This window comes from Sinimarinibacterium arenosum (assembly GCF_005047655.1).
Lineage (GTDB): Bacteria > Pseudomonadota > Gammaproteobacteria > Nevskiales > Nevskiaceae > Solimonas.
In genome coordinates this window covers 611614-631096 of the sequence record NZ_SUKF01000001.1, presented here as the reverse complement: position 1 = coordinate 631096, position 19483 = coordinate 611614, and the positions used below count along the sequence as shown (strand labels likewise).

The 19483-nt window shown below is 62.4% G+C and carries 18 protein-coding genes and 1 tRNA gene; 15 read left to right on the top strand and 4 right to left on the bottom strand.

Going from position 1 to position 19483, the window contains the following annotated elements:
• Nucleotides 1-17 precede the first annotated feature (17 nt).
• From mreC to E4T66_RS02910, 14 genes are all read left to right on the top strand, one after another.
• A complete protein-coding gene (mreC, locus tag E4T66_RS02975) occupies nt 18-953 on the top strand; it encodes a rod shape-determining protein MreC (protein ID WP_211242732.1) in 936 nt (311 codons plus the stop codon).
• The gene (mreD, locus tag E4T66_RS02970) at nt 950-1435 is read left to right on the top strand and encodes a rod shape-determining protein MreD (protein ID WP_136847400.1); all 486 of its coding nucleotides are present in this window, start codon (nt 950-952) and stop codon (nt 1433-1435) included. Before mreC ends, mreD begins: the two co-directional genes overlap by 4 nt.
• A 9-nt stretch (nt 1436-1444) precedes the next feature.
• Entirely contained in the window at nt 1445-3394 is a 1950-nt protein-coding gene (gene mrdA, locus E4T66_RS02965) for a penicillin-binding protein 2 (RefSeq protein WP_169577448.1), read from the top strand.
• Nucleotides 3391-4527, top strand: a complete 1137-nt coding sequence (gene rodA / locus E4T66_RS02960) for a rod shape-determining protein RodA (RefSeq protein ID WP_136847398.1) — start codon at nt 3391-3393, stop codon at nt 4525-4527. Before mrdA ends, rodA begins: the two co-directional genes overlap by 4 nt.
• Entirely contained in the window at nt 4524-5555 is a 1032-nt protein-coding gene (locus E4T66_RS02955) for a lytic murein transglycosylase (RefSeq protein ID WP_136847397.1), read from the top strand. The genes rodA and E4T66_RS02955 overlap by 4 nt, the downstream gene beginning before the upstream one ends.
• Nucleotides 5552-6457 carry a septal ring lytic transglycosylase RlpA family protein gene (locus E4T66_RS02950; protein ID WP_136847396.1) on the top strand — a complete coding sequence of 302 codons (906 nt, stop codon included), beginning with the start codon at nt 5552-5554 and terminating at the stop codon, nt 6455-6457. The genes E4T66_RS02955 and E4T66_RS02950 overlap by 4 nt, the downstream gene beginning before the upstream one ends.
• Before the next feature lie 106 nt (nt 6458-6563).
• The gene (locus E4T66_RS02945; protein ID WP_136847395.1) at nt 6564-7700 is read left to right on the top strand and encodes a D-alanyl-D-alanine carboxypeptidase family protein; all 1137 of its coding nucleotides are present in this window, start codon (nt 6564-6566) and stop codon (nt 7698-7700) included.
• Nucleotides 7685-8410 carry a lipoyl(octanoyl) transferase LipB gene (gene lipB / locus E4T66_RS02940; RefSeq protein ID WP_441347690.1) on the top strand — a complete coding sequence of 242 codons (726 nt, stop codon included), beginning with the start codon at nt 7685-7687 and terminating at the stop codon, nt 8408-8410. Before E4T66_RS02945 ends, lipB begins: the two co-directional genes overlap by 16 nt.
• Nucleotides 8411-8483: 73 nt before the next feature.
• Nucleotides 8484-9305 (top strand): ABC transporter ATP-binding protein, encoded by an 822-nt coding sequence (locus E4T66_RS02935; protein WP_136847394.1) that lies wholly within the window; start codon nt 8484-8486, stop codon nt 9303-9305.
• On the top strand, nt 9302-10069 hold the full coding sequence (mlaE, locus tag E4T66_RS02930) for a lipid asymmetry maintenance ABC transporter permease subunit MlaE (RefSeq protein ID WP_136847393.1): 768 nt from the start codon (nt 9302-9304) through the stop codon (nt 10067-10069). The genes E4T66_RS02935 and mlaE overlap by 4 nt, the downstream gene beginning before the upstream one ends.
• A 23-nt stretch (nt 10070-10092) precedes the next feature.
• Nucleotides 10093-10638, top strand: a complete 546-nt coding sequence (gene mlaD / locus E4T66_RS02925; RefSeq protein WP_211242731.1) for an outer membrane lipid asymmetry maintenance protein MlaD — start codon at nt 10093-10095, stop codon at nt 10636-10638.
• Nucleotides 10635-11303, top strand: coding sequence for an MlaC/ttg2D family ABC transporter substrate-binding protein (locus tag E4T66_RS02920; protein ID WP_136847391.1), 669 nt, complete (start codon nt 10635-10637; stop codon nt 11301-11303). The genes mlaD and E4T66_RS02920 overlap by 4 nt, the downstream gene beginning before the upstream one ends.
• Nucleotides 11300-11560, top strand: a complete 261-nt coding sequence (locus tag E4T66_RS02915; protein ID WP_136847390.1) for an STAS domain-containing protein — start codon at nt 11300-11302, stop codon at nt 11558-11560. Before E4T66_RS02920 ends, E4T66_RS02915 begins: the two co-directional genes overlap by 4 nt.
• A gap of 32 nt (nt 11561-11592) precedes the next feature.
• Complete coding sequence (locus tag E4T66_RS02910) at nt 11593-12315, top strand: MlaA family lipoprotein (protein WP_248679378.1); 723 nt, start codon at nt 11593-11595, stop codon at nt 12313-12315.
• An 18-nt stretch (nt 12316-12333) separates the two neighbouring features.
• Here E4T66_RS02910 and purL read toward each other — a convergent pair whose 3' ends face one another.
• The 4 genes from purL to E4T66_RS02890 all read right to left on the bottom strand — a co-directional run bounded on the left by purL (nt 12334) and on the right by E4T66_RS02890 (nt 17729).
• Nucleotides 12334-16191, bottom strand: a complete 3858-nt coding sequence (gene purL, locus E4T66_RS02905) for a phosphoribosylformylglycinamidine synthase (RefSeq protein ID WP_136847389.1) — start codon at nt 16189-16191, stop codon at nt 12334-12336.
• 101 nt (nt 16192-16292) lie between these two features.
• On the bottom strand, nt 16293-17054 hold the full coding sequence (locus E4T66_RS02900) for an MBL fold metallo-hydrolase (RefSeq protein ID WP_136847388.1): 762 nt from the start codon (nt 17052-17054) through the stop codon (nt 16293-16295).
• Nucleotides 17055-17087: 33 nt separating this feature from the next.
• On the bottom strand, nt 17088-17426 hold the full coding sequence (locus tag E4T66_RS02895) for a DUF1820 family protein (RefSeq protein WP_136847387.1): 339 nt from the start codon (nt 17424-17426) through the stop codon (nt 17088-17090).
• 213 nt (nt 17427-17639) lie between these two features.
• Nucleotides 17640-17729, bottom strand: a tRNA-Ser gene (locus tag E4T66_RS02890).
• Between the two features lie 226 nt (nt 17730-17955).
• On the opposite strand from E4T66_RS02890, the gene mltF reads away from it, so the two are divergent.
• Entirely contained in the window at nt 17956-19446 is a 1491-nt protein-coding gene (mltF, locus tag E4T66_RS02885) for a membrane-bound lytic murein transglycosylase MltF (protein WP_136847386.1), read from the top strand.
• The last annotated feature ends 37 nt before the right edge of the window (nt 19447-19483 follow it).

Below are 19483 nucleotides of genomic sequence, written 5' to 3'. Positions count from 1 at the left end.
CAACCCAGCGCGCGATCTTGAACACGCTGCCCGAGACTTATCGCCGACCCCTATTCCCGCGCGGTCCGGGCCTGGGATTGAAGACGATTCTGCTGATCGTGGTATCGCTGGTGCTGATCTTCAACGACACCCGCGGCCCCGGACTGCAACCTGTGCGCTCGGCGCTGTCGGTGGTGCTGTCACCGCTGATCTGGCTGGCCAGCATGCCCAGCGACATGCTCAATGCCGCGGGTGACATCGCCACCCGTGAGACCCTCGAGCGCGAGAACCGCGAGCTCAAGGAAAGCCAGCTGCTGCTTGAGGCGCGGCTGCAGAAGTTCCAGGCTCTGGAAGCCGAAAACCGCCGTATCCGCGAACTTTTGGCGTCCGCCGCACGTATCGACGATGAAGTCCTGATTGCAGAAATCATTGCAATCAATCAGGACCCCTACCGCAGCCAGATCACGCTGAACAAGGGCGAACGCGACGGCGTGTATGCCGGGCAGGCACTGGTCGATGCGCATGGAGTACTCGGGCAGATCACTCGGGTGGGCCGCACTCGCTCGCAGGCGCTGTTGATCATTGACCCGGATCACGGCATCCCGGTCGAGATCAATCGCACTGGCATGCAGACCATCGCGGTCGGTGGCGGCACCGAACGCGGGCTGCGGCTGCCTTTCCTTGCCAGCAACGCCGATATCCAGGTGGGCGACCTTCTGGTGTCGTCATCGCTGGGCGGCCGCTTTCCCGCCGGGTATCCGGTCGGCACGGTCTACGATGTACGCCACGTCGCCGGCGAGCATTTCATGGAAGCCTATGCCTCTCCGGCGGCACACATGAATCAGGGGCGCCAGGCGCTGCTGGTCTGGAGCGAGAACCAGCGCTCGTCGGATGGCAACGTCGAGGTCGATGACAAGCCGGCGGAAACCGACCCCGATGCAGAAACTCCCGCCGCAGCCGGGACCGCGCCATGATCACAACCCGCGGACTGTACCTGGGATTCACTTTGAGTCTGCTGCTGGCGCTGATCTTCAGTCTGCTTGAGCTGCCGGATCTGCTGGCGGCAGCGCGACCGATGTGGGTGCCGCTGATGCTGGCCTACTGGGCCCTGCGCGAACCGCGCCTGTCGGCATTGTTCCCTGCGTTCATGCTCGGCATTGCGCTGGATGTGATGTTTGCCACGCCACTGGGCCAGCATGCGATGGGACTGGTCATCCTGGTCTATCTGGTCGAGCGCCTGCGTGGAATCTTCATCCTGTTCCCGCTGTGGCAGGCAACCTTTGCCCTGATTCCAGCCTGGGCTCTCTACAGTTTCCTGATGTTCTGGATCGACGGCGCCTCGCAACACCAGGCCTTCAGCTGGCTGCGCTGGCTGCCGGTGGTCTCAACCACGCTGTTCTGGCCTCTGCTGTTCAGCGTCATGGAGCTGATGCACCAGCAGCTCGACGATGAGTAGGCCCATCTGATGATCTTTGGCTCCCGCCGCCGTCGCGATGCGCTGAAGAACGTCCACGCCGAACGCGACACGTTCACCGGACGCGCCGTCGCTGCCGTCCTGTTCTGCATGGTCTGCATCGTGCTGCTGGTCATGCGCCTGGTCGACCTGCAGGTCGTAGAACACGCGTATTTCTCGACGCGCGCCGACGAAAACCGCATGCGCGTCACGCCGGTCGCCCCGGTACGCGGCCTGATCTACGACCGCAACGGTACCGTCCTGGCCCAGAATCAGCCGGCCTTCGTCCTTGAAATCACGCCCGAGCAAGTCAAGGACATGGATGCCCTGCTCGCACGTCTGGCGCGGATCGTGACGATCAGCGAAGCCGATATCGAGCGCTTCAAGGATCGCGCCCGCAAGACGCCGCGCTACCGCGGCGTCCCGCTGCGCAACAACCTGTCGATGGAAGAGGTCGCGCGCTACGAGATTCGCCGACACGAATTCCCGGGCGTCGAAGTCACGGCTGGACTGTCGCGCAACTACCCTCTTTCCACCAGCGCAGCGCATGTCGTCGGTTACGTCGGCGGCATCACCGAGGAGGAACTGCAGAAGGTTGAAGAGCGCGCCTACCAGGGGATCAATCAGATCGGCAAGGTCGGCGTCGAGAGAAGCCAGGAAGACGAACTGCGCGGCGCGCCGGGTGCCAAGATCATCGAGGCCAACGCCTACGGCCGGCCTTTGCGCGAACTCGATTACCGCCGTGGCTATCCTGGCCGCAACGCCTACCTGTCGCTGGACGCCAAGGTGCAGCTGGTCGCAGAAGAAGCCCTTGGAGAACTCAATGGCGCAGTCGTCGCGCTCGACCCGCGCAACGGCGAAGTCATCGCCCTGGTGAGCAAGCCCGGCTTTGATCCGCACTACTTCGTTGAAGGCATCAGCTCGGCAGACTACAAGACCCTGCTGAACGACCCTTCGCGACCGCTGTTCAATCGTGCTTTGCAGGGCACTTATCCACCCGGGTCCACGATCAAACCGGCGATGGCCCTGTCCGGACTCGAATTCAACGCCGTCGATTCACAGCATCGCGAATTCTGTCGCGGTCAGATGTCGCTGCCGGGCTCCAGCCGCAAGTACCGCTGCTGGAAACGCTCCGGGCACGGCTGGGTCGACATGCACACCGCCGTGATGCGCTCCTGCGATATCTACTTCTATCAGCTCGCCATGACCCTCGGCATCGATCGCATGCATGAGGCGATGACCGGCTTCGGGCTCGGACATCTGACCGGGATCGATCTGCCCCTGGAAAAGGCCGGCGTTTATCCGTCACGCGAGTGGAAACAACGCACACGCCGCGAAAACTGGTACCCGGGCGAAACACTCAGCGTCGGCATTGGCCAGGGATATACCAACGTGACCCCGCTGCAGCTCGCACAAATGACTGCGCGCATCGCGATGCGGGGACTGGGCTTCGTCCCGCACGTGCTGCATTCCACGGAGGATCCCATCACCAAGGAAGTGCGCACGATCGAATCCGAGTCCCTGCCGAAGGTTGTGCTGAAAAACGAGTCCGATTGGGAAACCGTGATCTCTGCAATGCAGGACGTCGTGCACACCCAGTCCGGTACCGCCTACAGGATCGGTCGTGACGCGCCGTACCGGATCGCCGCAAAAACCGGCACTGCCCAGGTTGTCGGCCTCAAGCAGGACGAAGCCGCGCCCAAGGAACACGAAATTCCACTGCGCTTCCGCGACCACGCACTGTTCATCGCCTTTGCCCCCGCAGAGGCGCCGACGATTGCCGTGGCGGTCATTGCCGAGCACGGCAGCCACGGTGGCTCCACGGCCGGCCCGGTTGCGCGCAAAGTGATGGATCAGTATCTGCTGGGGAAGGTTCTGTACGATGAGCCGGCACCCATCACGGTTCCCGCCCCGACCCCACGTCCCCGGGCAACACCCGGCCCCACGGAGAGCACGGAATGATTGCCGACCTGCTGCACTCGGGGCGCAAGCGCAAGCCCGAGCCCGGCATCAGCGACTGGCTGACCGCATGGCATATTGACCTGCCGTTGCTGTTTCTGCTGGTCGCTGTGGCCAGCATTGGCCTGGTCGTGCAGTACTCGGCTTCAGGTCACTCCATGGATGCAGTCTGGAGTCAGACCCAGCGTATCGCGCTCGGGCTGTTCGCGATGTTTGCGGTGGCGCAGGCGCCCCCCGATGTGTACCGCGCTGTGGCCCCGTGGGCCTATGCCCTGACCTGCGTTCTGCTGGTGCTGGTGCTGGTATTGGGCGATACCGCAAAAGGCGCTCAGCGCTGGCTCGACTTCGGCGTGTTGCGATTCCAGCCCTCCGAGCTGATGAAACTGGCGATGCCGATGACTGCCGCCGCCTTTCTGCACCATCGGCGCCTGCCCCCCAGCCTGTTCACGATCGGCCTGACCCTGATCATCATCGGTCTGCCTGCCGGCTTGATCATCGACCAGCCGGACCTCGGCACCGCCTTGCTGGTGCTCACCTCCGGAGGCTTTGCACTGTTCTTCGCCGGCCTGCAATGGCGCTGGATTCTGGGCAGCCTCGGTGCCGCAGCCGCCGCAGCGCCGCTGCTGTGGGAACGCCTTCACGACTATCAGCGCCAACGCATTCTGACCCTGCTGGATCCCGAGAGCGATCCGCTCGGCACCGGCTATCACATTACCCAGTCTAAGATCGCGATTGGCTCCGGCGGCATCTTCGGCAAGGGCTGGATGCACGGCACCCAGGCCAATCTCGATTTTCTGCCCGAGGCTCATACGGACTTCATCTTCGCCGTCTTCGCCGAGGAAATGGGACTGCTCAGCGTGCTGTTGCTGCTGACCTTGTACATGGCGATCGTCGGGCGCTGCCTGTGGATCGCCTTGCGCGCGCAGGACACTTTTCAGCGCCTGCTGTGCGGCAGCCTCGCACTGACTTTCTTCATCTACGTCTTCATCAATGTCGGCATGGTCATCGGGCTGCTACCCGTCGTGGGCGTGCCTCTGCCGCTGGTCAGTTACGGCGGCACCTCCGCGGTGTCATTGCTGGCCTGTTTCGGCATGATGATGTCGGTCCATACCCATCGGAAATTACTAACCAAATGAGGATTGCCCGACCGACCTGCGCCATGGGGCTGCTGACTGCAGCACTGTGCGCACCGGCATTCGCCGACTACAGCACAGCGCCGGAAACACCGGCGCTGCTGAAACGCCTGCAGCACGACTATGGCTTTTCCAAACAGGACCTGAATCAGGTCAAGGTCGCGCTGGCCGATGCCAAGCGGCTGCCACAGCTGGTCGAACGCGAGCAGAAGGCTCCGGAAAAAACCGAAACCTGGGATGTCTATGCACGCCGCATCGACGACAGTCGCGTTCAGCGCGGCACCGAGGTCCTGCAGGAGCTTCAATCGGCTTTTGCTCAGGCCGAAACCGAATACGGCGTGCCCCCCGCCGTGATTGCCGGCATTCTCGGGATTGAAACCCGTTACGGGCGCATTACCGGATCAGTGCGGGTCCTCGACTCGCTGGCGACGCAGGGCTTCGATCATCCCACCCGCAACCGCTTTTTCATGAGCGAGTTGGTCGAGTTTTTCGCATTCTGCCGTGACTTCGGCTATGACCCGAAATCTCCGCTGGGGTCCTATGCCGGAGCGATGGGCGCAGCACAGTTCATGCCCAGCAACTATCGCCGGCTGTCGGTGGATTTCGACGGCGACGGCAAACGTGATCTATGGTCGTTGCCGGATGCGATTGGTTCGATTGCACTCTATCTGACGCAGTACGACCCGGCACGGGCGTGGCGCCGTGGTGAACCCCTTGCAGTACCGGCGACACTGACCGTCGCGGCATTGCCTGCCGGCACCGAAATCAACGGCCGTCAGGTGCGTTACACCGCGGGCGAGCTGAAACAACTGGGGCTCACGCCGTCGGTGGAACTACCCGCCGAAACGCCGGTCGGAATCGTTCAACTGCCATTGCAGGATGGCAGCGTCGAATACTGGATCGGCTTGGCGAATTTCTATTCCGTGATGACTTACAACCCGCGGGTGTTTTACGGCATGGCCGTGACACAACTGGCTCAACGCATTGAACAGCGCGTCGCAACATTGCGCACCGAGGATCCGAACAGGTGAAAAGGCTGCGGTGGCGACCGCTGCTGGCATTGAGTGCCAGTATCGCCGCAAGTCTGGCAACTGCCTGCACAACACCGCAGCCGCGCGCTCCGGATTCCGGCGTGCGCACCGTCCCGGTGGCGCATACGACCAACGCCGGGCGTTATTCGATGCAGACCGACGCACCGCCCGAGAGCAGCGAAATTCCGGACGATGTCGCCTCGGTGCCCGACGCAGTGCCCCAGATCGAGCCGCGCTCGGCCAGCGGGAATTCCCCGATCTATGAAGTCTTCGGCAAGAAATACCGCGTGCTCGACTCTGCCAAGGACTTCAGCCAACGTGGAACGGCCTCCTGGTATGGAAAGAAATTCCACGGCCACCAAACCGCCAGCGGAGAGCCGTACGACATGTTCAAGATGACAGCGGCACACAAGTCGCTGCCGCTGCCGAGCTATGTTCGCGTGACCCGGGTCGACGACGGTCGCAGCATCGTCGTCCGCGTCAATGACCGCGGCCCGTTTCACTCGGGGCGCATCATTGATCTGTCCTATGCCGCAGCCTCCAAGCTCGACATGATCCAGCATGGACAGACACTGGTCGACATCGTCGCACTGACGCCGGAACCCGATGATGCTCCGCCCGCGATGCCCACCGGAATCGCTACGTCCGCTCCGTCTGCGCAAGCGCCGGCCGCACCGGAATGGTTACAGCTCGCGGTTTATGCGGATCCGATCAATGCGGTGGCAATGCGTGAACAGCTCAGTCAGAAAGGTGTCGACAACGCAAAAATCCTGACTGGCGAAGAGGACGGCGTAACCGTGCATCGCGTGGTCCTTGGACCGTTCCGCGATCGCGCCACGGCCGACGACGAGCGCAATCGCCTGCGCACTCGCGGCATCGGCGCGGTCCGGCTGGCGCAATAGAGCGCACTGCATGCGCTAGACTGCGCCACACCTGCACTGACGCGCCTGCACTGACGCGCCTGCACGTCAATCCCTGATTTCCCTTTCGATTCCCACTGAAATCGCAATGAAGTTTTTCACCACGATCCTGCCGCTGTTACTGCTTTCGCTGACTGCAACCGCAGCCGTACCCGAGCCACCGCAGCTCGAAGCCAAAAGCTACGTGTTGCTCGACTTTCAAAGCGGCCAGGTTCTCGCGCAGAGCAACGCGCACCAGCGTGTCGAGCCGGCCAGCATCACCAAGATCATGACTGCCTATGTGGCCTTCGACGAGTTGCGTCAGGGACACGTGTCAATGGACGATCAGGTCCTGATCAGCGAGAAAGCCTGGCGCACACCCGGATCACGCACCTTTGTCGAGGTCGGCAAACGCGTCGCCTTCAGTGACCTGCTGCATGGCAGCATCATCCAGTCCGGCAATGACGCCACCGTTGCGATTGCCGAGCACATCGCCGGCGACGAATCCGTCTTCGCCCAGCTGATGAATGAGCACGCATCCAAGCTCGGCATGAAGGACACCCATTACGTCAACGCCGACGGCCTGCCAGACCCGGATCACTACACCAGTGCCTATGACGTCGCCCTGCTATCGCAGGCGCTGATCCGAGATTTTCCGGAAGGCTACAAGCTGTTCAGCCAGCGGACGTTCACGTTCGGACATCGCAGCGAGATCACCCAGCACAATCGCAATCTGCTGCTGGACATGGACAGTTCGGCCGACGGCATCAAGACCGGACATACCGACAGCGCCGGCTACTGCCTGGCCGGATCGGCGATCCGCGACGGCCGCCGCCTGATCACCGCGGTGATGGGCACGGGCAGCACCCAGCAACGTGCGCAGGCGTCCAAGGCATTGCTGGACTACGGCTTCCGCTTCTTCGACACCGTGGCTCTGTTTGGACCCGACAAACCCGTCAATACCGTCCGCATCTGGAAAGGCGAAAGCGAGTCGCTCCCGGTCGGCGTCGCTGAGCCCTTGATGCTGTCACTGCCACGCGGCAGCGCCGACCAGCTCACAGTGACCCCGGTGATCGACGGCATCATCGTCGCTCCGGTCGCCGCAGGCCAGACCGTCGGCAAGGTGTCGGTTTCGCTGGACGGAGAGACACTGCGCACGGTGCCTCTGGTTGCCCTGCAGCCCATCGCCGAAGGCGGCCTGATGCAACGCCTGATTGACAGCGTTCGCCTGTGGATCGACAGCTGATTCCAGCGTCGTACTCGGGTCCGCCACCGGTCCTGCGGAATCTCGGAACGGTCGCCTACGCGGAAACGTTTGCGCGCATGCGCGCGCTGACCGACACCCGCGATGAACACACGGCCGACGAGATCTGGCTGCTGCAGCACCCGCCAGTGTTTACGCAAGGGCAGGCCGGCCGGGCCGAACACCTGCTCGCGCCGGGCGACATCCCGGTGGTGCAGTCGGACCGCGGCGGCCAGGTGACCTACCACGGCCCTGGGCAACTGGTCGTGTACTTCCTGCTGGATTTGCGCCGGCTCGGTTACGGCATCCGCAGTCTCGTTACCCATATCGAACAGTCGATGATCGACTTGCTCGGTGGCTACGGGATCAGTGCCTACGCGGATCCGCAGGCGCCGGGCGTTTACGTCGACGGCGCCGAGGGCCTGCCGGGCCGAGCCAAGATCGGCTCCCTGGGACTACGGGTCCGGCGCTGCTGCACTTATCACGGACTGTCGCTCAATGTGGCAATGGATCTGACCCCGTTCGAACGAATTAATCCCTGCGGGTACAGTGGCTTGCGGATGACTGACGTGGCACGGCTGGGCGGCCCCGCCGACATTGATCAGGTCGGCGCCGAACTCCGGCCGCTGCTGCTCAGACACCTGGGCTACCGCGTGTCCGATTCGACGGCGAGCGCAGTCAGCTCCGCATCCGGATCAGGTCACACTGCGTAACTCGGTTGCAAACAGTGTGTCGGCTACACTACGCGCACAACAAAATTCGAACCCGGCGCTTTTCCGCACCCCCATGAGCGGCGAACAAACTTCCGAAGACCTGCTGGTCAGCGTACGCGAGCTGAATTTCGGCTACGCCAACCGCGTCATTTACGACGGCATCAACGTCGATATCCGGCGTGGCAAGGTGACCGCAATCATGGGCCCGTCGGGTACCGGCAAGACCACACTGCTGCGTATCATCGGCGGCCAGTGGCACCCGAGTCATGGTCAAGTCCTGTTTGACGGTGTCGATGTGCACCGTGAAAGCCGTCGCGGCCTGTACCGCCTGCGACAGCGCATGGGCATGCTGTTTCAGAACGGCGCGCTGCTGACCGACCTAACCGTTTTCGAGAACGTCGCCTACCCGCTGCGCGAACACACCAAACTGCCCGATTCGATGATTCGCGACATCGTCCTGATGAAGCTCGAGGCGGTCGGCTTACGCGGAGCCCGCGATCTCTACCCCGAAGAGCTGTCGGGCGGCATGGCACGGCGCGTCGCGCTGGCACGCGCGATTGCGCTGGATCCGGACATGGTGATGTACGACGAACCCTTCACGGGCCAGGATCCGATCAGCATGGGCGTGCTGATGCGTCTGATCCGCTCACTGAATCAGTCCCTGGGCATTACAAGCATTGTCGTGTCGCATGATGTCGGCGAGGTGCTGTCGATCTCGGACTACGCCTATATCGTGTCCGCCGGCAAAGTGCTCGACCATGGCACGCCGGATCAGATCCGCAATTCCAAGTCGGAGTTGGTGCAGCAGTTCCTGCAAGGCAGACCGGACGGGCCAATCCCGTTCCACTACAAGGCCGAACCGCTCACCAGCGAGCTGATGGGAGACGCGCAATGACCGGCTCGATCGCAATCATCAGCAATCTGCTGTCAGGCCTCGGCCGCGCACAGTTCTTCCTGTTTAACATTCTTTCGGCAATCGGCCCGGCGCTGTTGCGTCCGCGCATCATCGTTCGGCAGATCTACATGATTGGCGTGCAGTCGCTGGTCATCATCGTGATCTCCGGCATGTTCATCGGCATGGTGCTGGCGCTGCAGATGGCGAACACACTGGACCGCTTCGGCGCTGAAGATTCGGTCGGCGTGATCGTGGCGCTCGCGGTTATCCGCGAGCTCGGCCCGGTCGTGGCAGGCCTGTTGTTCGCAGGACGCGCCGGCTCGGCACTGGCCGCCGAGATCGGACTGATGCGCGCAACTGACCAGCTCTCGGCAATGGAAATGATGGCGGTTGATCCCATGCGCCGCGTGGTTGCACCTCGATTCATCGCCGGACTGATCTCGCTGCCGTTGCTGACTGCGATTTTCTCACTCATGGCGATTGGCGTTGCCGGTGGCCACCTGATTGCGGTGGACCTGCTTGGGGGCGATTCCGGCACCTATTGGTCGCAAATCCACGCCAACGTCGAGCTCAGCGATCTGCGCCAGTGCTTTGTCAAAGCCGGCGTGTTCGGCATGGTCGTCAACTGGATCGCGATGTATCAGGGATACAACGCGCCGCCGACGTCCGAGGGCGTGTCAAACGCCACCACTTCAACCGTCGTTGTCTCGTCGCTGAGCATCCTCGCGCTGGACTTCGTTCTCACAGCATTCATGTTCAGTTAAGTCGAACAAGGTAGACATCGATCATGCAAACCAGATCATTGGAGATTCTCGTTGGCTTCTTTGTCTGTCTCGGCGTTGCCGCGGTGTTCGTCATGACCTTTCGTGTCGCAAGCCTGGATACGGTCGGTCGCGGCGAAGGCACCTACAGCGTCAGCGGCGTGTTCCAGAACATTGGCGGCCTCAAGGTCGGCGCATCGGTCACCATGGCCGGCGTCAAGATCGGCCGCGTGCGCGACATCGAAATCGACCCGTCTAGCTTCCAGGCCCGCGTGTCGATCGACATTTCCAAGCGCTACGACAAGATCCCGGAAGACACCAGTGCCAAGATCCTCACCGCCGGGTTGCTGGGCGACCAGTACATCGGGCTGGAACCGGGCGGCATGGACGACTACCTGGCTGACGGCTCGGAGCTGACGCTGACCCAGGGCGCACTGGTGCTTGAAAATCTGATCGGCCAGTTCGTCGCAGGGCAATCCGATTCCAAGGAAGACAAACTGGCAGAGGCCATTGGCCAGCTGGCCGATTCGCTGAAATCATCATCCGAGGCAAAGCAAGGAGCACACCCATGAACACAGCCATGCAACGATTTGCGCGGACGGCATTGTTTGCGGTGGCTGCGGTATTGAACACCGCTGGAGCTGCGTGGGCGATGGACACACCGGAAAAGGTGATTGAGTCCACCACCAGCACCATTCGGGAAGACATCTCGCATCACGTCGAGACCTACCAGACCGACAAGAACGCGTTCTACACCATGGTGGATGCGGCGATCGTGCCGCATTTCGATACCACCTACATTGCCAAAGTCATCCTTGGCGCACATCTGAAAGACGCCTCCGCCGAGCAAATCGGCCAGTTCGAACGTGCATTCAAGGACATGCTGGTACACAGCTATGCCGACAAGCTGCTGGAGTACTACGACAGCGTCGAAATCGAGGTCAAACCGGCACGCATCGATGGCACCGGAAAGAAGGCCAGCGTCGATACGACCATCGTCCGCAAGGATGGCAAACCTCCGATTCCGGTGACCTTTTCGATGCGCCTGGTCGACGGTTCCTGGAAAGTCTGGGATATCAAGGCGGAGAACATCTCGCTGGTCCTGAATTTCCGAACACAGCTCGACGGCGAGATCCGCAAGACCAGCGTTGCCGACGTCATTCAGCGCCTGACCGCCAATCAGTTATCGGTTTCCACCGATGCCGTCGCCGACCCGGCGACCACGCCGGGCTCATGATTTCAATTCACGGCAGCCTCAGCTTTGACACGGTGTCGCAGTGGTTGCCGCAAGCCGATGCCATCGTCACGGATGGCACGCTGGACCTGGCTGAAGTCAGTCAGTGCGACAGCGCCGGCGCAGCACTGCTGCTGGAGTTGGCGCGGCGTTCGAAACAACGTGGCAGCCCTCTGCAGTTGATCAACGCACCAAAGCAGCTGCACGATTTTGCGGTGTTCTTTGGAATCGATACCATGCTGGGACTGCCGTCACAGTAAGCAGCGACCGAACGGGGAGCTGGGGGAATCACATGAAGCAGTTCATGCAGGCGGGGGCTGTGTGTCTAGTTGGCGCGTTGCTTGCTGCCTGCGCCCACAATTCACCGTACGAACCGGCAGATCCGCTGGAAGTCGTCAATCGGCCGATTTTTGCCTTTAACCAGACGGCGGACAAATATGTGCTGCGTCCGGTCACCTTAGGCTATGTCGCGGTGGTGCCATCACCGGTGCGTGGCTCGGTCAGTAATTTCTTCGACAATCTGACCTACCCGACGGTCATCATCAACGACCTGTTGCAGGCCAAATTCGTCCAGTCGGGCAAAGACCTGACGCGGCTGCTTCTGAATACGACCTTCGGCCTCGCCGGCTTTTTCGATCCGGCGACAATGGTGGGGCTGCACAAGAACGACGAAGATCTTGGACAAACCCTGGGCCACTGGGGCGTCGGCGAAGGCTGGTATCTGATGCTGCCTCTGCTCGGCCCGAGCACCAATCGCGACCTGGTCGGCCTCGTTGGCGACAACTGGACCGGGCCACTGCAGTACGTGGAAGAACTCGATACCACCGACCGTATCGTTATTTTTGCGGCGCAGTCGGTCGATAATCGATCGCATCTGCTCGACCTCGACAGCCTGCTGGCGCAGCAGCTCGATCCGTATCTGTTTGTCCGTACCGCGTACTTGCAGTCGCGCCTCAACGATATCTACGACGGCAACGTCCCCGACGATCTGCTGGACCTGGGCCTGCCTGAATAGCCGAAACAGCAGCGTCCGTCAGCGCACCCACTTGCGTGCGTTGACGAACATCTGGAACCACGGCGTCTTGGCACCGCGCTGCTGCGGCCACCACGATCCAGCGACACCGTGCACGGTGCGTTCCGGATGAGGCATCAACACGGTAATGCGCCCATCGGCGTTGCATACCGACGTGACGCCTTCAGGCGAACCATTCGGGTTGTACGGATAGCGACTCGCCGGAGCACCGTCCGGGCCGAGATAGCGCATCGACAGCTGTCCGGCCGCACGTAGCACATCCAGATCGGCAACCGAATCAAATACCGCGCGGCCCTCGCCATGCGCGACAGCGATCGGCAGCTTCGAGCCTTGCATACCGGCAAAGAACAGCGATTTCGATTCGGTAATCTCGACCTGGGACCAGCGCGCTTCGAACTGCTCGCTGCGATTACGTCGGAATGTCGGCCAGTGCGCAGCCCCGGGAACAATTTCCTTCAATGCGGCAAACATCTGGCAGCCGTTGCAGACCCCGAGCGCAAAGCGGTCGTCGCGTGCGAGAAACTCGGCGACCGCGTCACGCGCCTGCGCGTGGAACAGAATGGTCTTGGCCCAGCCCTGCCCGGCGCCCAGCACATCGCCATACGAAAAACCGCCACAGGCGACCAAGCCGCTGAAGTCGCTCAGCTGCACCCGTCCGGCAAGGACATCGCTCATGTGCACATCGACCGACTCGAAGCCGGCCGCGTGGAACGCATAGGCCATCTCATACTGGCTGTTGACGCCCTGCTCACGCAGGATCGCCACCTTGGGCCGCCCGATCAGTGCCGGCGCGGAAACTTCAGCCGGATCGAAGCTCAACACGACCTGCAGACCGTGATTGTCGGCGGCTCCGATCGACTCGAACTCCTCCGCAGCGCATTCCGGATCATCACGCAGCGCCGCGATGCGGTGGCTGGTCTCGGCCCAGCGACGATGCAGCGCGCTGCGCGCCTCTGCATACAGGCGACGCGCACCGGCATCAATGCTCAGCTTATCCTCAGCGGTCACCGCACCGATGTCGTGCACCGGCACCCCCGCGGCGCGAGCTGCCGCCAGCACCTCTGATACATCATCCGCGCGAACCTGCAACACGGCACCGAGCTCTTCGGCGAACAGCGCCGCAACCGGATCGGGGCCGAGATCGGCAATCTGCAACGTAACACCGCAATGTCCAGCGAATGCCATCTCCGCAACCGTCACCAGCAATCCACCGTCGCTGCGATCGTGGTACGCCAGCACGCGGCCATCCTGATTCAGCGACTGGATCAGCGCGAAAGCCTGTTTGAGCTGTTGCGGATCGTCGAGATCCGGCGCACGGTCACCCACCTGTGCATACACCTGCGCGAGTGCCGAACCGCCGATGCGATTCCGCCCCGCTCCGAGGTCCAGCAGCAGCAGCCGGGTGTCACCGGCATCGGTACGCAGCTGCGGCGTCAGACTCATCCGCACATCCGCCACTGGCGCAAACGACGAGACAATCAGCGACAGCGGCGCCGTCTGCGCCTGTGCCGTCCCGTCCTGTGACCACACACTCTTCATCGACAGCGAATCCTTGCCCACCGGAATCGCAATGCCGAGTGCCGGGCACAGCTCGGCGCCGACAGCCTTGACCGTATCAAACAGGCGCGCATCTTCATCGCCCTGTCCGCACGCGGCCATCCAGTTGGCCGACAGCCGGATATCACCGATGCGGCCGATCCGCGCGGCCGCGATATTCATCACCGCCTCACCCACGGCCATGCGCCCGGACGCCGCCGCATCGATCAAGGCCAGCGGCGTGCGCTCGCCCATCGCCATGGCTTCACCGGTGATCGCCTCGAACCCCGTCGCGGTCACCGCACAGTCGGCCACCGGCACCTGCCACGGCCCTACCATCTGATCGCGCACGGTCAGGCCGCCCACCGTTCGATCGCCGATGGTGATCAGAAAGCTCTTTGACGCCACGCTCGGCAAAGCCAGCACACGCTGCACGGCTTCACGCAGGTCGATCTGCGCGGTATTCAGACCGTCGAATTGCTGCGGCGCACGCCGCGTTCGGCGTTGCATCCGCGGCGGCTTGCCGAGCAACACGGGCATCGGCATATCGACTGCACGGTTGCCGTCCAGAGCGTCCTCAACGATCAGCTGGCGTTCGGCGGTCGCGGTGCCAACCACTGCGTAGGGGCAGCGCTCGCGCGCGCACAGCGCCACGAAACGCTCGATGTCCTGTGGTGCGATCGCCAGCACATAGCGTTCCTGCGATTCGTTGCACCAGATCTCCATCGGCGACAGCGCGGGATCGGCACTATTGACCTCGCGCAGCTGGAAGCGCCCGCCTCGATCGTCAGCATCAACCAGTTCCGGCAGCGCGTTGGAAATCCCGCCGGCTCCGACGTCGTGAATCGACAGGATCGGATTGGCGTCGCCCATCGCCCAGCAGGCGTCCACCACTTCCTGACAGCGCCGCTCCAGTTCGGGATTGGCACGCTGTACGGACGCGAAATCCAGGGCTTCAGAGCTGGTGCCAGTCGCCATTGACGAGGCCGCACCGCCGCCCAGACCGATCAGCATCGCGGGGCCGCCCAGCACCACCAGCTGTGTGCCTTCGACCACCTCCAGCTTTTCGACATGCGGCGTACGGATGTTGCCGTAGCCGCCGGCGATCATGATCGGCTTGTGATAGCCACGATTGCGGCCATCCGGCGCGATCAGTTCGAAACTGCGGAAATAGCCGTTGAGATTCGGCCGACCGAATTCGTTGTTGTAGGCCGCAGCGCCGATCGGGCCCTCGAGCATGATCGACAGTGCCGATGCCATCCGCTGCGGGCGCCCACGCGAAACCAGCTCTGCCGTCTGCTCCCAGGGCTGCTCGAACCCGGGAATGCGAAGATTCGAGACGCTGAATCCGCTCAAACCGGCCTTGGGCTTGCCCCCGCGCCCCGTCGCAGCCTCATCGCGAATCTCGCCGCCGGCACCAGTGGCGGCGCCCGGATGCGGCGAGATACCCGTCGGATGGTTGTGCGTCTCGACCTTCATCAGGATCGCGACGTCTTCTTCGTGCGCGCGCCAGATGCGGTCGGCGTCCGGGAACCAGCGCATCGCCGACCAGCCTTCAATGACGGCTGCATTGTCCTTGTACGCCGACAGCACGCCCTGCGGCGCAGCGGCGTGTGTCATGCGAATCATGTCGAACAACGAATGCGGTTGAGCCTCGCCATCGACGGTAAATTCGGCGTTGAAGATTTTGTGCCGGCAGTGCTCGCTGTTGACCTGCGCGAACATCATCAGCTCTGCGTCGGTCGGGTTCGCGCCGGTACTGCTGTAGTGCGCTGCCAGATATGCGATTTCGTCCTCCGACAGCGCAAGCCCCCACTCGGTGTTGGCCGCGGCCAGTGCCGCAGCACCGCCGCCGAGCACATCCACCGTGCGCAGCGACCTGCGTGGCTGGGCATCAAAGATATGCTGCAGCGCTGCAACGTTGTCCAGCACCGATTCCATCATCGGATCATGCAGCAGCGCCAACGCCTCGGCCGGCAGTGCAGTCACTCCGTGGAGACGATAGGCACGGCCATGCTCGATCCGGCGCACGCCGTCGAGCCCGCAGACTCGGGCGATGTCGGTGGCTTTGCTCGACCATGGGGACGTCGTGCCCAGACGAGGGACTACATACAGCACCAGATCAGCCGCTTCGATTTCCGCCGGCCCGTCGCCCAACAGCTGGCGCAGTGCCGCTGTGTCAACGCCGTCCGCGTCGATCAGGAACAGATCGCTCTCGACTACCGACTGCAGATTCGGCGCGAAGCGGCGCAACTGCGCGAGCAGACGGGCGATACGGAATGCCGAGAGCGTTTCGGCACCGGGGAGCACGGTCAGAGCCATGAAGTTCCTTGGGTCGGCCCCCGCCAGCCGGGCAGATAGGGCCAGGTGACGGGATGTGGGTTCGCGAGCGCCCTATTTTCGCACGTCCGGGCCGAAAACCGTCAGACCAGTTCGCGCCATTGCAGTCCATCGGCCTGATCGGCACAGACCAGCCAGGGCGCGTCGCCTTCCAACGCAGAAACTACGGCCGCACGCGCAAGTTCAGGGGTATTGTTGGCCTCGGACAGGTGGGTCAGCACCAGATGCTGCAGCCGCCGGCGCGCCGCGGGACTGAGCAACTGCGCCGCCTGCTGATTGGACAGATGCCCGCGGTTGCCGCCAACCCGGCGCTTCAACGCATCAGGATAGGGACCGTCGCGCAGCATGACGGGGTCGTGATTGCATTCGAGCAACAGCGCGTCACAATCAGCCAGAACTTCGCGCACGTGGGCCGTGATGTGGCCCAGATCCGACAGCACGCCCAAGCTCAGAGAGCCCGCGCCCAGTCGGTACTGACAAGGCTCTCGGGCATCATGGGGCACCGGATACGGCTGCACCTCCAGTGCCCCGATGCGAAATGCCTGGTGCGGGCTGAAACGCAGACAGTGCGGAACCTGGGTATCCTTCCATGCCGCGTAAGTGCCGTGCGTCATCCACACCGGAATCCGATGCTTTCGCGCGAGCCGCCCAACACCGCTCAGATGATCGCCGTGCTCGTGCGTGACCAGAATCGCGTCCAGCGACGCAGCCTCCACCCCCAGCCTGGCGAGGCGCATTTCGGTTTCTGCCAGAGTAAAGCCGCAGTCGATCAACAGACGCGTGCCTCCGGCCTCGATCAGCGTCGCATTGCCTTTCGAGCCACTGCCCAGCATCGCAAATCGCATCAGGCTCCCACTTTCAGGCGCGCCGCCGTCGCATCACTGTTTTCCATCGCCACCAAAGGTGTAAAGCGGAAACGGCGTCACCTTTGAGCCGCTTTCGCTGCCGCCGACGATGCGTGCGGGGCCCTGCTTGCTGACCTCGTCGATCCGGATCACCGCATGGACTGGAACGTAGAAGCGTTCGACATTGGAAAATTCGTCCTTCAGCTTCTCTTCGCTGGTATCCACCACCACGGTGGTTTTTTCGCCAAATACGAGCTTGGCCACCTCGACAAAGCCGAGCATGCCGCCATGACTCACTTCGCGGGCATAAATCTCGTAAACCTGCCCCTGATTCATGAACGAAACACGATAGAGACGTTGCTTGGCAGCCATGTGCGTTGTTTGACCGGCAGAGCTATGGAGTGATGACGGCAGGCTCAAAGTGTATGCCATTGCGACAGGCGTCGAAGCACACACTAGCCCCTCCCGCGAATTCGTCCATCCCCCACCGAACCGGGCGAATCCTGAGGGCATTGGCCATCATGTGAGCCCTGAGCCAGCATGACTCAAACAAAAACGGGCCCGATGGGCCCGATTTCGTTTGTATGGCGGAGAGGGTGGGATTCGAACCCACGGTACGTTTGCACGTACGCCTGATTTCGAGTCAGGTACATTCGACCACTCTGCCACCTCTCCGTAAGACTCGAATACCGCAAAGACGCTGCGATATCGCATGCCCGGCAGCCCAGCACGCGGCGCATAGTGTAGCTGATGTGCATCGCAACAGCCTGCACAATACTCACTTCAGAACAACCGTTCGACCTGCCCGGAGCGTCGCTTGCGACAGCCAGAGCACGCGTTGAGGAAACCTGTTGTGCTAGCGTGCGGTCGATACGGCAGCCCGACCGGGCGCGAATTCTAAATGACCCGAACCGCGAAAACCAATACCGATGTAAATCCCGCGCCCAAAGCGCTGCGGATGGCTGCATTCGCGGTCATGGCCGCATGCATCACGGTGGTTTCGACCTGTTCCCCGAGACAGTCCCTCGTCGACGAAATCCGCGCGTCCGGCACGCTGAAAGTGGCCACGGTCAACAGCCCGACCACCTATTACCTCGGGCCGGATGGCGAACCGACCGGATTCGAATACGATCTGGTCTCCGAACTGGCGCAGCTGATCGGCGTCAAACTGGAGTTGGTTCTGGCATCGACGCCGCCCGAGGCCATCCAGATGGCACTCTCGGGGAAAGCGCAGATGGCTGCTGCCGGCATCGGGGTCAATCCGGAACGCAGCGCTGAAATCCGATTTGGCACCCCGCTGCACGAGGTGGTTCCGTTGCTGGTTTACCGCAACGGGACACCGAAGCCGAGTTCTCTGGGCGATCTGAAGGGAACGCTGGCCGTAGTCGATGGCGGCATTCACGCACAACGCCTGCGCGAACTGCGCACTGCCGAGTTCCCGAATCTAAGCTGGCAGGAAATTCCGGACGTCGAATCCGAGGAATTGCTGTTCCGGGTCTCCAGCGGCGACCTCGACTACACGATCGCCAATTCTGATTTGCTGGCAATCAACCAGCGCTACTACCCGAATCTGCGCGTCGCGTTTCAAGTCGCCGAGTCACAGCCCCTGGCCTGGGCATTTCCGGCCAATCGCGATGACAGCCTGTATCAGCTGGCCAACGAATATATTGGCCAACTGGAGAAGTCAGAACTTTCGCGCCTGCGCGACCGCTACTTCGGGCACATTGATCAGGTCGACAGCTACGGCGCGCTGACGCTAGCGAACGATGTCGAAAGCCGTTTGCCACGCTATCGGGCCCAGTTCGAGAAAGTCGCCGAGAAGGTCGGACTGGATTGGCGCCTGCTGGCCGCGATCGGCTACCAGGAATCCCACTGGGATCCTTCGGCCACCAGCCCGACCGGGGTGCGCGGCATCATGCAGCTGACGAATGCCACCGCCAGTCTGATGAAAATCGACAACCGCGACGATCCGGCACAAAGCATCAGCGGCGGTGCCCGCTATTTCCGCATGCTGCTTGACCAGCTTCCGCCCGAAGTGCGGGAACCCGATCGCACCTGGTTGGCTTTGGCTGCTTACAACATCGGTTACGGCCACCTGCTCGATGCCCGCACATTGGTCCGTCAACAGGGCGGCGACCCGGACCGATGGCTCGATATCCGAGAGCGGCTGCCTTTGTTGACGCAGAGCCGCTGGCATAGCAAGACGAAATACGGGTATGCGCGGGGTCACGAAGCCGTGACCTACGTCGGCAATGTCCGCACCTACTACGACATGCTGGTCTGGATGACCGGCGTGCCCGTGACGCCACCGCAGCCGGCGACCCCGGCGGTAGAGGCGCCGCAACAAAACGACACCAAGAACCCGCTGGGCATCGACTCCCCGATCCTCTGAGCTGGAATAAATGCGCGCCTGGATAGCGCGGGACCTC